Below are 13,422 nucleotides of genomic sequence, written 5' to 3'. Positions count from 1 at the left end.
TCAGTAAAATCATTGGGAGCGCACGAATTATCTATTTATAATTATCCTGTTAAAAGTGATACACAAGATATGTTGCGTAGTAGGATTGATGGTATTAATTCGTCCGTTCAATTTAATGATATTGTTATTTTTCAACTTCCTACTTGGATTGGACTGGAGTTTGAAAGAGCATACTTGAATCAATTACGAATTTATAATGTTAAGGTGGTTTTGTTTATTCAAGATGTTGTTCCATTAATGTTTAAACAAAATTATGATGATTGGATGAAACCATATATTGAATTTTATAACCAGGCTGATTTAATTATTCTTCCAAATTTAAAAATGGAAGAACGATTACGAAAAGAAGGATTGACTGTTAAAAAAAGTTATATATCAGGAAATTTGGGATCGTCTTATGGATTACCAGCCTAAAGTTTCTAAATTTAAACGTGAACTTATTTTTATTGGTAATCAAGAAAGATTTCCATTTACCAAAAATTGGCAGTATAAAACACAGTTACGTTTGTATGCACGGGTAAAATTAGCCGATCAAACACAAAAAAATATTATTTATAAAGGTTTTTTAGCTGATGATGAATTGATTCGTCAATTAGATTCTGGGTTTGGTTTGTGTTGGAGTGTTAATACACCAACGCAGGCTGAAAAAGAATATTCTAAATTGAATGCGTCTTATAAATTAAGTACATACTTGGCTGCCGGTGTACCAGTAATTGTTAACCAGGAAATGCCAATTAGTCAATTTATTGTTGATCATGGTCTTGGGTGGGCTGTTAGTTCATTAGATGATGCTAATTCATTAGTGCAAAACATTTTAGAATCTGAATATAATGAAGTTGCAAAAAGAGTTAATCGTTATGGTGAATGGTTGAGAAAAGGTTTTCAATCTAAAAAAATATATATTGATGTAATTGCTTCGTTATTGGATGAATAGAAATTAATTACATCTTAATTAGGAGAATAATGAATTAGGAGAATAATGATAAAAATTTGGTTAAGTAAGCATTCATTAGTAAGGCGAATATTATGGTCATGTTTAATAGTATTTATTTTTTTTATTAGGCAAGGGGTTACCATCACCATTTTTAAATCTTAAAGAAGTAATTTATTTTGAATTGACAACAAATACTCAAAAAAATTCTTGTATTATCATCTGGAGATCAAGTATCTTTGTTCGGATTGAGTATTGGACCTTGGATGTCTGCTACGATTATAATGTCAGTATTAGGTCAGTTGAAGGCTTTCGGATTAAACCGTCAATCACAATCACGGTTAGGACGAATACAATTATTTCTTACTTTAATAATTGCTTTATTACAAGCTGTGGTGACAGTTAATCAACTACCAAAGTTGCTTATTTATAATAATTTGTCGCAATTTTACGAAGTAATAATGTTGATTGCGGGGGCTTTTTTTGGTGATGTGGTTGTGTAATATGAATGCAAAATATGGTTTGGGTGGCTCAACTTTATTAGTGATGATAAATATTTTACAATCCGGGGTGGATGGTTTAAAATCTTCTAACTTATTACAAACATTGTCAATTTGGCAACAAGTTGAGTTAGGTTGTACTTTCATTTCCGTTTTGATGGTTTTTACATGGTTGAATGTATTCTTTGATAGAAGTGAAGTTAGGTTACCGCTTATAAGATTACTTTCGGATGATAATAATCTTAAATTATCATATGTTCCAATTAAATTAATCCCGGCAGGTGGGATGCCATTAATGTTTGCATTTGCATTTATGTCAATTCCAATTTATTTAATTAAATTTTTGATTATATTTTTTTTCCGAATATTAAAGAATTAAGAATATTGTTGAAAAAATTGCCAATTAAATACTGTAAGTGGGGTAATTATTTATTGTGTAATTATTTTTGGATTAAGTTTGATGTTTGCGTTCATTAATACTAACCCACATCAGCAAATGCGTAATTTTAAATTCAATGGTGATTATTTACGTGGAGTTACACCAGGGACTCAAACGGAACGGTATTTACGAAAACAAATTTGGAAATCAGGTTTATTTGGAGCAATTTTTTTAACAGTAATTGCCGGTTTTCCTGTTTTTTGGGGTGTTGGAAATAGTAGTAATACTCAAATAACTATGCTTCCAGGCATAGTTATGATGGAAATAGGTTTTGGAATGATGATGTTAGACCAGATTAAAAGTATAATGTTGAAATCACAATATAAGTCAATAGTATAGATTGGAGGAAGATAGTGAATTATTTTATTCCTTCATGGTATGAGGATGAAAATAGTTGGAATGAAAAGTCACAATTATGGTTTCGTCAAGAAAATAAATTTGAATTTGATGATGTAGTTAATTATTTGCGAATTTTTAATAAAAGCGGTATTAATAATCAGCTTTTATTAACAAGTTACTTTCCTGGATTACGCCATTATTTACACCGGCAAAGGTTAACTGGTATAAGTGTACATAGTTTATTTGACGATTTACAAGGAATTCCAGATGATTTTGAAAATATACCATTAAACTATAGGGACATTGATTGGCCAGCTGGAACTGATTTTGTTTACAATGCGTTTCAAATTTTTATTTATCAAAATGGGAAAATGGTGCAACGATTAGCTCAAGGGATAGATGGAAATATTATTTATATTGAGGAATTAAATAATAGTGGACAAGTGAAACGAAAGTTATTATTTGATGATCGGGGTTTTATTTCTAGAGATGATCGTTTAACACCCGAGGGATGGAAACAAGACTATTTAGCTCCTGATGGTAGTGTTGCTTTTTCTGTGTATCCAGATGATCGAGTTTTGGTGGTTGATTCTCAAAAATCACACACAAAGCAAACTATTTATAATAATTTATCTGAGTTAATACAAGAAAAACTAGCCCAATATATCAAGAATATAACTAAAAACGATATGGTATTCTTATCTTTGGATAACTTTCAAAGCCAAATTTTAGGTAAAACGTTAGTAAATAAGGAAGTTGAATATGTGTTATCGGTTTTTTTTCAAATAGATTGTGGGTTAATAATCAATTAACACAAAAGCTTCTAAACAACGCCAAATTAGTGTTAGTAGACTCTGATAATAATTATTCAATTGTACATGAGTTGTCAAATACTAAGGTGTTACAAATTCCTACATTTGATACAAGATTCAAATTAGGTGAAAGTAATCATGAGTCGATGGATAAGATTTTGTTTTTAGTTGATGGATTAAGTGAGATTGAGCGACTAAATGCAATGAGTGAAATAATCGGAACATTGGAGGAACATAGTAACTATGAACTACACTTGTTGTCATTTAAAGGAGAAAATAAACAATCAGAGCTTAATAATGAATTATTAAAATTAAGTTCACAATTGAAGGTTGAACTTCCGTATGTAATTACAGACAAACCGACGATGTTATCTGAAAATCAAACTAATACGGATGATAATCCCAGAAATCGAGCTGTATTTTATCATATCGTTAACTCAGAATTAGATATGTTTTCTATTCTAAAAGAAACTCGACTTGTCCTTAATCTTGGATCAAATCCAAATGTTTATTTGCAAATAGCAGCAATCAGTAGTGGCATTCCACAAATTCTTACTACATCATCGTTATATTTAAATAATAATAAAAATGGTAAAGTAATTGAAAATATATCTGAAAATTTAGGAACTGCAATTGATTATTATTTGCTAAATTTAAGAAATTGGAATGACTCTCAGTTGGAAGCAGTTAGATTAATTTCAGAATATACAGGAGCAAAAATGATAGATAAATTAAAAAAATCATTATTGGAGAATAAAAATGGCTAATTACTTATTAATTAGTTCAACAGATTTGGATAAATTTTCGTCAAAAAAATAGTGAGAATAATTGGTATTGTTGTAAACCTAAAAATGTTAAAAAAAACTGATTAAACAATTGTTGTCATCTGAAAATTCAGATGCTAATCAACGCTTTAGATTATTTCATGGTGTTGTAATTAATGATTGGCCTGATAAAGATGAGTTACTTTTTTTAATGTCATATGTTGATGCATATCGAGTAATTATGACTAAGTCAGCGGAAGTAAACTATAAATATGATGATGTAAAGTATTTTATGAAAGCTCGTCAAGTTCGGCGGGTAGATTTATCACTTAGTGAATCTGTTGATTGGGTTGAAAAATATTTATTTGAACATCAAATTGGCTCTAAATTAGATATTTCAACTTTAGAGTTAACTCCAAAGTTTAATGGGGCAATCGAATATCATGGATTTGATTATGTAAATTTAAATGGAAATTTTGGTGATGATTATGAACCATTATATTCCTATCGTTGGGGAATTCATTTAGATCCAAATCGAGGGTTGGATTTATGGGCAGAATTAACTAAAGATATTACTGTAAATATCCGGATGGTGGCCTATGAAATGACAGTGGGAAATCCCTTTGATGTAAGAAGACGTTTTGTGATTAATGAAGATGACTTGTTAAAGGGAGTAACATTATCAGATTTAGTACCTAATGGAACTTTAAACATAACAATTGAGGCAAAAGGTTTTGGTCAATTAAAAGTTGGAGCTTTTCATTATCGTTGGTCACGATTCGGAATAGGAGCATATTTACCAGGCGGAATTCAAATTAGTGATTCTAATCGAGAAGAGTTAAGTTTCTTATTTAATCCTGGTGATTTAAAACCGCCGTTAAATGTTTACTTTTCAGGTTATAGAATGGCTGAAGGGTTTGAAGGATACTATATGATGCGATCCATGAAAGCACCGTTTATTTTAATTGCTGACCCGCGTTTAGAAGGTGGGGCATTTTATTTTGGATCAAAGGAATTAGAAAATAAATTAATTTCAAAAATTCAAGAAAAATTAGATTGGTTAGGTTTTAACGATAATCAACTAATTTTTTTTCTGGGAGTTCAATGGGAACTGTTGGTGCATTTTACTATGGATCTAAATTTAAACCACATAGTATTATTGTTGGGAAGCCAATTCTTCATGTTGGTACTATTGCTAAAAATGAATCGGCTAACCGTTTTGGTACTTTTCCAACATCATTAGATGTATTACAAAAACATAGTAACAATGATCTACTAATTGATGACCAAATAAAAACCTTAAATCAGAGAGTAGTTAATCAACTTTTTAAACATGACCTTAGCGAAACTTCGTTGTATATGGGGTATATGAAAGATGATGATTACGATAATTTGGTTAATAGTGCTTTAATTGGTGATGAAGGAAATGATATTAATTTTAAAAGAATTGTTCGTTATGGCATTCCTGGTCGGCATAATGATGATTCATTAGGATTAATTTCTAAATGGATGAAACGTCAATTTAGACGAATATTGGCTGATGATTTTGAACGAGGATAACTTATATGCAAAGTATGTATATGTCAACACTTTATAATTATTATTATCGTGGAATTTCAAATGATATTCGTGATTTGATAAAGGATGGATACCGTTATTTTGGTTCTTCATATCAAGCTTCTGCTAATATATATTTATCAGGCTCGGTAATTAAAAAAATATCATTGGACCAGGTGTATTTTGAAAATAATTTATTACCGGTTGGATCAGTTATTTATCGTTGGGAAATGGTAGCTAATTTTGATACATCGCGTAGTGTACCTACCTTACCAATTTTAATTCCCAATATGGTGTATCAAGTATCGGTTAAAGCAACGTTACGGGAAGCTAATAGTCTTTATTTAAGAATATTATTTTATAATTATGCTGAAGAAATTGTTGATATTAAAATAATAAAATCTTTAGATGGAAAATTTATTTATCCCGTTGAAGCTGATTTTTATGCTATTGAATTAGTTTCTGCTGGTCTTAAGTCAATGTATTTTCATAGATTAGATATAGTTCCGTTGACTATTGATACGGAAAATTTATCACAGGAGCAAGTTGAGGCATTATATATTCAGCAAGAAAAAAAGAACAGATAGCCGAAATAGGATAATGAATGAAGTGATAAAGCGAGGAAAATGAAAATGAAAAATAGCTTTTCGTTGAATCAAATTCGTTTGAAAAGGCTTAATCGAATATTACGAAAGATAAATAATTTATCATCATACATGCGATCATTATCTGACCAGGAACTTCAATCATTAACGAAAAAATTTCAGGATCGTTATCGTCAAGGAGTACATCTTAGTGAACTTTTGGTGGAAGCATACGCGGCGATACGGGAAGCGAATTATCGAGTTCTAGGCATGTACCCATATGATGTCCAAGTATTAGGAGCGATTGCGATATTTGATGAACAAATCGCTGAAATGAAAACTGGTGAAGGTAAAACCCTTACAGCAACAATGCCATTGTATTTATATGCTTTGACTGGTGAAGGAGCAATATTAGTTACTCCAAATGAATATTTAGCATATCGTGATGCGACTGAAATGGGAAAAGTATATAAATGGATGGGATTAAGTGTTAATGTTGGTTTTTCGAAGGATAAGGAGGAATTGACCGCAAACGATAAGAGAAAGCTATATGAATCGGATATTTTGTATACTACCAATAGTGTTTTAGGTTTTGATTATTTGCAAGAAAATCTTGCAAATAGTATAGAAGATGAGTTTATGCGCCCATTAAATTTTGTTCTTGTTGATGAAGCTGATGCGGTACTATTAGACGAAGCGACAACACCTTTAATTATTTCTGGATCACCACGTGTTCAGTCAAATCTTATAGGGGTAAGTGATGAATTGATGTATTTTCTTGAGGAATCAAGTGATTACAGATCTGATGATGAAGAGCACACTTGGTTTACTAAAAATGGTTATCAGAAAATTGCTAATTTTTTTAATATTAAGAATTTATTTAATGGCGAACATACTGATTTATTAAGAACTACAAATTTAGCACTAAGAGCACATCAACGGTTTAATCTAAATAAAGATTATGTAATCGTTGATAATAAAAAAAGTTGAATTACTTGACAAACAAAATGGTCGTATCTTAAAAGGAATGAAAATGCAAGCCGGGCAGCACCAAGCAATTGAAATGAAAGAACAACTGGAATTATCATCTGATATGCGAGCGGTTGCTTCGGTTACGTATCAAAGTTTATTTCAACAAGTAAAACATTTGGCTGGAATGACAGGAACGGCAAAAGCAGCTGAGAATGAATTTGTTTCTAGTTATAATTTGGGCGTAGTTAAAATTCCGCCACACAAACCATCAATCCGAGTTGACCTACCGACTAAAATTTATCCCCACCAATCAGATAAGATTTTAGCTGCTTTGCAAGAGGTAAAACATTTGCATGGGTTAGGGCGACCGGTATTATTAGTTAGTGCAAATGTAGAAGTATCAGAGTTATTTTCAGAATTATTATTTCAAATAGGAATTCCTCATTCGGTTTTAAATGCCAAAAGTGCTGCAAAGGAAGCAGAAATTATCAAATTGGCTGGTCAAGCAGGAAATGTTACAGTCGCAACAAGTATGGCAGGAAGAGGAACAGATATAAAATTAGGTCCTGGGGTTTCTGAACTTGGTGGATTAGCAGTTATTACTACAGAGTTAATGCCCTCAATTAGAATTGAGCAACAATTAATGGGGCGAGCTGGGCGGCAAGGAAATCCTGGAACTAGTCAAGCATTTGTTTCATTAGAAGATGAATTAGTGGAAAAATTTGGTGCAGAATGGTTAAAAAAAAGTAAAAAATAAATTTAAAAATAAAGATAATCAAATTAAAAGTTATAGAATACAGCATGCAATTTTTGAATGTCAACGGTATAGTGATGAACAACAAATGTTGCAACGTCAAAAATCACATGAGATGGATATGAGTGTCCATTTTCAACGAAATTTAGTCTACAAATTTAGAAAAAGTTTATTACATCAAGATAACATTAATTTTGATATTGAGGCTAATATGCGTGATGAATTTCATAGATTCTATCGTTCATGTGAATCAATCTCTATGAATAATTTAAAATTGTATATTAGTGATAATTTAAGTTATACACATAATATTAAATTTAATGAACTTAATCTGAATGATGAAGATAAAGTTGTAGATTATTTATGGAAGGTTGCTCAAGCAGAGTTAAAATCTAAAGAAGTATTTTTTTAAAACGCAACAAGAGAAGAAACGATTTTATAGAATTGCTATTTTAAGGGCAATTGATAATTCGTGGGTAAAAGAAGTCGACACATTAGATCAATTAAGAATATTAGTTTCAAGCCGGACTGCGGCACAACGAAATCCAATGTTTGAGTATCATAAAGAAGCTTATCGTGCTTTTATAAATATGCAGATTGATTTCAAAAAGCAAATGGTACAAGCGCTTTGTTTAAGTAATATAGTTGTTCAAAAAGATGGACGTAAGGATATTTATTTTGTTTAAGGAGTCAAGATGAATCAACAGGATCCGTTATCAAAAGATATTGAACGTCGTATGAAAAAAATTATCTAAGGAAGTTAGTGGTAATCGTAAAGATAAGGAAAATATTAACTATCAGCTTTGGATGATGATGGTAGTGGCTTTTTTAGTTTGTTTTGGGTTAATAATTTCACTAGTAAGTATATTTTAGTTAAGGTAAAGTAAATGACAGTATATAACTTTAATCAAGGAATCGGTTGGGCATCGAGCGGCGTTGAGTATGCTCAATCTTATCGTGCAAAATGTTTAAGAGATATTGGATGTGAGGCTAAATTTATTTTTACGGATTTTATTTCTATAACTAATTTAGCAAACTTAACATCAAATTTAGGGTTTGAAAATAGTGAAATTATATGGTTATACCTTGCATTTACTGATTTTACTATTCAAGATAGTAGTTATTCAATTAACGAGCTAACCCAAAAATTTTCGAAGCCTATTGTACAAATAGAGGAATTAGAAAATAAAATTAGATATTTTTTTAGTAATGATTCATGGGCGTTAGTATGTCGTGATGATGTCCATAGAGAATGTGTTGGTTGGGTTGAATATGTAGTTAAAAATTCACTAGTTAGAAAAGATTTTTATAGCAGTGGTCGTTATATGACGGAATACTATGCTCCGATTAACAATAAAGCAACATTATTACAGAGAGACTTTTTAAATCATAACGGAAGTATTGCATATACAGAAATTCCATCAAAAACAGGGAGCGTATATCGATTTGACAATGAATTAGTTACTTCCAAATCAGCATTAATTACTCGTTTTATTAAACAATTAAAATTAACCGAAAATGATGTAGTGCTAATTGATCGTTCAACAGGAATGGCACAACAAATTTTAGAAAATAAAGGAAAAGCTAAAGTGGGGTCAGTCGTTCATGCAGAGCACTTTAGTGAAGATAATACAGATAATGACCATATTTTATGGAATAATTATTATGAATATGTACTTCAACATGCTAATTATCTTAATTTTATTATTACTGCTACGAAAGCACAAAAGGATATTTTAATTAAGCAGCTAAATAAATATGGGGTAGCATGTCCACCTATTTATGTTATTCCAGTTGGAAACTTGAAAAAAATTAATCCCCCTAAATTTCGTAGTGATGGTTATAAGATGATGTCTGCTTCACGATTGGCTAGTGAGAAACATTTAGATTGGCTAATTATGGCCGTATATAAAGTCCATGCTAAATATTCTAATTTAAAATTAGATATATATGGAGAAGGACCTGAAAGAGACAAATTAGCAAAATTAATACAAACGTTGGGTGCTGATGAATATATCAAATTGTTGGGACACCATGATTTAACTAATGTTTATAAGAATTATCAAATTTATGGATCTGCTTCAACAAGTGAGGGCTTTGGATTAACTTTAATGGAAGCGGTAGGATCTAGTTTGGCTATGTTAGGATTGAATGTAAGATATGGAAATCAAACGTTCATTAAAGATGATATTAATGGGAGACTAGTATCTTATGATAAGTCAGATAATGTTAATAGAATTGTAGAACTGCTTACTGAGGGGCTAGTTGATATTTTGAATAATTGGAAGTTATTTAAATACGAAAAAGAATCTTATAACTTAGCTAAAAATTTTAGTGAATCAGTGGTTTCTAATCAATGGAAAAAAAATTATTACAGGATATAGATTATGCTAAATTTATTTGATAGTTATACATTAGAAAGCAAAGACTTGCATTCTTCATTAATTTTGTCAGGGATTGATAATCCAACCATGATTATTAATGATGATGGGTGGCTACCAGATAATGTAACATCACCAATACAATACTTTTTAAAAAAAAGGTGGAGTAAAATTAGTTGGGAAACCTTTATATTTTAATCAAATCAAAATTCCAAGTTTTTGGGAAATTAAAGGCGATGGATTAAAGGCAGAAATAGTTGATAAAGATCAGGTTAAAGGTAAAATTTCTTATTATAGACAAGATAATAAAAGATTGGTAAAATCAGTATCTTGGTATGATAAAAATGGTGTTACAAAAGTAATAGATGATTATAATCAATGGGGTTGGATAAATAGCCGAACAACGTATAATGATGATGGTAGTAAAAATCTAACGAGCTACATGTATGATAATGGTATTGTTTTTTTTAACGGAAAATTATAAAACAAAAACATTAATTTATCAAAATCCCAATGGAAATATTCAAATGTTTGAAAATTGGCCGGCTTTGGTAAGCTATATTTTGATTGATGGTAATTTTGATGTGAAGAAAGTTTTATTTAATAATTTAAATATAAGTTTTTTTACAAGCTTACAATTAGGGCACCATGTTGAAGAAAAATATTTAGTATGGCAAGAATTAATTAATGATAAAATACCTGGAAATATGGACTTTATTATTAATGGACATGCTGGTAAAACTAAAATTGGTTTTACTAATTATGAATCATACATTCAAGCTAAATCACAGATCGAGCCTAAATATGAAATTAAATATTTGGGATATGTATATCCTTTTACAAGGAGAAAAAAATTATAAGAAAAATATATTAGTAGTGACTAATTCTGACCAATTAATTGATATAAGTAGCTTAGTTAAATTATTACCAGAATTTAATTTTAAAATTGCTGCTGGGACTGAAATGTCTTCAGTTTTAAATAAAATTGGAAATAATTTAAATGTTGAGCTTTATCCAAGCGTATCTCAAGAACAATTAGATAAATTATACGAGGAATCTAATTTGTTTCTTGATATAAACCGAGGGAGTGAGGTTTTTAATGCTGTTCGAAAAGCATTTGATAAGCAGTTATTGATTATTGCAAATAAAGATACGATACATAACCGTAAGTATGTTAGTGATGACATGATAGTAATGACTGGACAGTTGGAAAAATTGGTTAACATGATTCGTATAATTTTTAAAAATGATGATAGTATGAATGATGCTTTGGAAAATCAATATAGACATGCTGATGGTTCTGGTGTTGAAAATTATCTAAACTGGTTTTGTTAGGTAAAATTATTGGAATATATGTTAATCTATATTGAAAGTATAATAAGTCGTATCAAATAATAGGTATTTATTAATTGGTTCACTACACATTTTTAATGTCGTTTTGTTTCTGATACTTTTGATATTTTGGTAATAAAGTTGATATGCTGTAGTTTTTTTTGCTCCTTGATGCCGAAACATAAACTAAAAATTTCATTAAATCTATTAAAAGTTTGTTTTAAGTAGATTTAATGAATTAATCTTATACCATATTGAAAATAATGAAATTATGTTTAGTAAATTATGGTAAAACTTAATTGAATTAAAGAATTACGAAAACATATTCGAAACGAATTGGGTTTGTTTGTGTTTCTTACAATCATTTTTAAATGATAAAGTAAAAAAATATGTTCGATTAAATCTATTTCAATCATCAAAGGGTTTAGATTGTCTATGACCAAACAAAACAGATAAAAATAATTCTCGTTCTTTGGCAATGACTTAACAGTGAGTTAATCGCAATCCGTTATATAAGGAAAACCATGTTTTAAGTTTCGGGATTATAGTCTTTGCTATGTTTAAGTCAATCATGATTTTATTTCAAAAAAACTGCCATATTGTAGTTCATAATTAATGTTTATTAAAAGGGACATAATACAACTATAATATTATATTATTAGTTATATTTTAGAAATAGCGTTACTTATATATTTTACATATCCAAAAGGTGGCTTTTAAATTGAGAAAAATTTTTTTATGGTAAGAACATAGAAGAAACTAGTCGCTCAACTAGAGTTAAGATGTATAAGTCTGGTAAACGATGGGTTCAATCGTTAATGTCAAGAATTGGTCTTACACGGTTAGATTATCATGATAATAGTCATAGCAATTCAATTAGATTTAATGATGATAATTTAAACTCTGAACTGATAACTCGTATAATTGTTGGCCTAGGGGCTTTAGCTGGTGGGATGTCATTAACGACTAATGTTGTAAATGCGGATACGTTATCACAAGTTAAAGAGGGTAATGATAATAATTTAGCTAACAAAGATGTTGTTAATCTTACAAGTAGTAGTAATGTTAATTCAATGTCGACTAGTGAATCTGTCAGTGAGTCTGGATCAGAATCAATAAGTGAAAGTGGTCAAACTAGCGTATTTCAATCAACAAGTGAGAACGGTCAAATTAGTGAATCATTATCTGAGCCTTCAACAGCGTTGTTATCGCCATCAAATACGATTGAAACTAGTACTGATGTTAATAATTATATTAATAGTCAAAATGTTTTAAGCGATTTTAGTGTGGGGCAATTTGATAATGTGGATTCGTTACAAGCAACGAAAACCGTATCAAATTCAAAATTTCCAATTGGAATTAAGTTATTATCAAGGAAATTAACATCACAAGAAACTAATATTCCAGTTGGAAGTACTGGACCAATTCGATCAATGTCATATAGTTATGATGCGGAAAGCAATACGGTGACATGGACGATAGTTTTGCAGTCTAGATCAGGTGGGCAATTAGCATATGCAGTTGCTTCGTATGATGATATTGTTAGTATCACAAATACTAATCAAAGTATTCAAGAAATTAATGTTAAACCATATTTAGCGAATTATTATCAAAATGCACCATATCAATCATACTTTACAGATAACGGAAATCAATCACAAACACTAACAATTGTTACTAAGGGACCGAATAAAGATCTCTATATTCACGCAGCAACAGGTATCATTTACTATACAACGATTAGAAACTTAGAGACTAATCCAATTAATGGGTCTACTTTTATTGAACAACGAAACAATGCTCAAGGATGGGTAGCCAGTGATGCTAAAAGTGCATCAAACTCATATTCTGAACAAAGTAGTAGTGCAAGTGAAAGCTCAATTCAATCTACAAGTGAATCGGTTAGTGCATCTGGTGCAAGTTCAGCAAGTGAAAGTGCAACGGCATCCGCAAGTGAATCAGCAGCTGCATCCGCAAGTGAATCGGCAACGGCATCAGTGAGCGAAAGCGCAACAGCATCAGCGAGCGAAAGCGCAACGGCATCCGCAAGTGAAAGT

The 13,422-nt window shown here is 30.5% G+C and carries 16 protein-coding genes and 3 pseudogenes; all 19 read left to right on the top strand.

The annotated features are described in order from the left end of the window. Window positions 1–12: 12 nt before the first annotated feature. Complete coding sequence (locus JCM14505_RS07215; RefSeq protein WP_054653725.1) at window positions 13–414, top strand: glycosyltransferase; 402 nt, start codon at window positions 13–15, stop codon at window positions 412–414. Next, window positions 398–934, top strand: coding sequence for a glycosyltransferase (locus JCM14505_RS07210; protein WP_054653723.1), 537 nt, complete (start codon window positions 398–400; stop codon window positions 932–934). Before JCM14505_RS07215 ends, JCM14505_RS07210 begins: the two co-directional genes overlap by 17 nt. A 236-nt stretch (window positions 935–1,170) precedes the next feature. Further along, on the top strand, window positions 1,171–1,434 hold the full coding sequence (locus tag JCM14505_RS10470; protein WP_369395518.1) for a hypothetical protein: 264 nt from the start codon (window positions 1,171–1,173) through the stop codon (window positions 1,432–1,434). Continuing rightward, a pseudogene (locus JCM14505_RS09740) lies at window positions 1,421–2,209 on the top strand (hypothetical protein). Before JCM14505_RS10470 ends, JCM14505_RS09740 begins: the two are co-directional and overlap by 14 nt. 14 nt (window positions 2,210–2,223) lie before the next feature. Next, complete coding sequence (gene asp1, locus JCM14505_RS10150) at window positions 2,224–3,021, top strand: accessory Sec system protein Asp1 (protein WP_054653715.1); 798 nt, start codon at window positions 2,224–2,226, stop codon at window positions 3,019–3,021. 29 nt (window positions 3,022–3,050) lie between these two features. Continuing rightward, the gene (gene asp1 / locus JCM14505_RS10145; protein ID WP_369395517.1) at window positions 3,051–3,788 is read left to right on the top strand and encodes an accessory Sec system protein Asp1; all 738 of its coding nucleotides are present in this window, start codon (window positions 3,051–3,053) and stop codon (window positions 3,786–3,788) included. A 109-nt stretch (window positions 3,789–3,897) separates the two neighbouring features. Beyond that, window positions 3,898–4,863 (top strand): annotated as a pseudogene (asp2, locus tag JCM14505_RS07180) (accessory Sec system protein Asp2); the annotation flags it as partial. A 26-nt stretch (window positions 4,864–4,889) separates the two neighbouring features. Next, window positions 4,890–5,345: an accessory Sec system protein Asp2 gene (locus JCM14505_RS10140; protein WP_082405663.1), complete on the top strand. Its 456-nt coding sequence runs from the start codon at window positions 4,890–4,892 to the stop codon at window positions 5,343–5,345. 5 nt (window positions 5,346–5,350) lie between these two features. Next, entirely contained in the window at window positions 5,351–5,929 is a 579-nt protein-coding gene (gene asp3 / locus JCM14505_RS07170; protein ID WP_054653707.1) for an accessory Sec system protein Asp3, read from the top strand. A 45-nt stretch (window positions 5,930–5,974) separates the two neighbouring features. After that, complete coding sequence (locus JCM14505_RS09730) at window positions 5,975–6,916, top strand: preprotein translocase subunit SecA (RefSeq protein WP_225352300.1); 942 nt, start codon at window positions 5,975–5,977, stop codon at window positions 6,914–6,916. Next, the gene (locus JCM14505_RS09725; RefSeq protein ID WP_225352299.1) at window positions 6,897–7,655 is read left to right on the top strand and encodes a preprotein translocase subunit SecA; all 759 of its coding nucleotides are present in this window, start codon (window positions 6,897–6,899) and stop codon (window positions 7,653–7,655) included. The genes JCM14505_RS09730 and JCM14505_RS09725 overlap by 20 nt, the downstream gene beginning before the upstream one ends. A gap of 22 nt (window positions 7,656–7,677) precedes the next feature. Then, window positions 7,678–8,064, top strand: a complete 387-nt coding sequence (locus JCM14505_RS10135) for a hypothetical protein (RefSeq protein ID WP_369395519.1) — start codon at window positions 7,678–7,680, stop codon at window positions 8,062–8,064. 19 nt (window positions 8,065–8,083) lie between these two features. Beyond that, window positions 8,084–8,338 (top strand): annotated as a pseudogene (locus JCM14505_RS10130) (accessory Sec system translocase SecA2); the annotation flags it as partial. A gap of 201 nt (window positions 8,339–8,539) precedes the next feature. Then, on the top strand, window positions 8,540–10,036 hold the full coding sequence (gene gtfA, locus JCM14505_RS07160) for an accessory Sec system glycosyltransferase GtfA (RefSeq protein WP_054653706.1): 1,497 nt from the start codon (window positions 8,540–8,542) through the stop codon (window positions 10,034–10,036). 3 nt (window positions 10,037–10,039) lie between these two features. Continuing rightward, entirely contained in the window at window positions 10,040–10,231 is a 192-nt protein-coding gene (locus JCM14505_RS10605) for a hypothetical protein (protein WP_500778354.1), read from the top strand. 4 nt (window positions 10,232–10,235) lie between these two features. Next, on the top strand, window positions 10,236–10,517 hold the full coding sequence (locus JCM14505_RS10600) for a hypothetical protein (RefSeq protein ID WP_500778355.1): 282 nt from the start codon (window positions 10,236–10,238) through the stop codon (window positions 10,515–10,517). Further along, complete coding sequence (locus JCM14505_RS07155) at window positions 10,480–10,893, top strand: glycosyltransferase family protein (RefSeq protein ID WP_054653704.1); 414 nt, start codon at window positions 10,480–10,482, stop codon at window positions 10,891–10,893. The genes JCM14505_RS10600 and JCM14505_RS07155 overlap by 38 nt, the downstream gene beginning before the upstream one ends. Next, a complete protein-coding gene (locus tag JCM14505_RS07150; RefSeq protein ID WP_156249863.1) occupies window positions 10,838–11,368 on the top strand; it encodes a glycosyltransferase family protein in 531 nt (176 codons plus the stop codon). Before JCM14505_RS07155 ends, JCM14505_RS07150 begins: the two co-directional genes overlap by 56 nt. A 746-nt stretch (window positions 11,369–12,114) precedes the next feature. After that, on the top strand, window positions 12,115–13,422 hold a 1,308-nt coding region (locus JCM14505_RS07145; RefSeq protein ID WP_225352301.1), incomplete at its 3' end, for a KxYKxGKxW signal peptide domain-containing protein.

The organism is Limosilactobacillus equigenerosi DSM 18793 = JCM 14505 (genome assembly GCF_001311375.1).
Taxonomy (GTDB): domain Bacteria; phylum Bacillota; class Bacilli; order Lactobacillales; family Lactobacillaceae; genus Limosilactobacillus; species Limosilactobacillus equigenerosi.
Note: the sequence above shows the minus strand (reverse complement) of the source record. Positions and strands in the feature narration are given on the sequence as shown.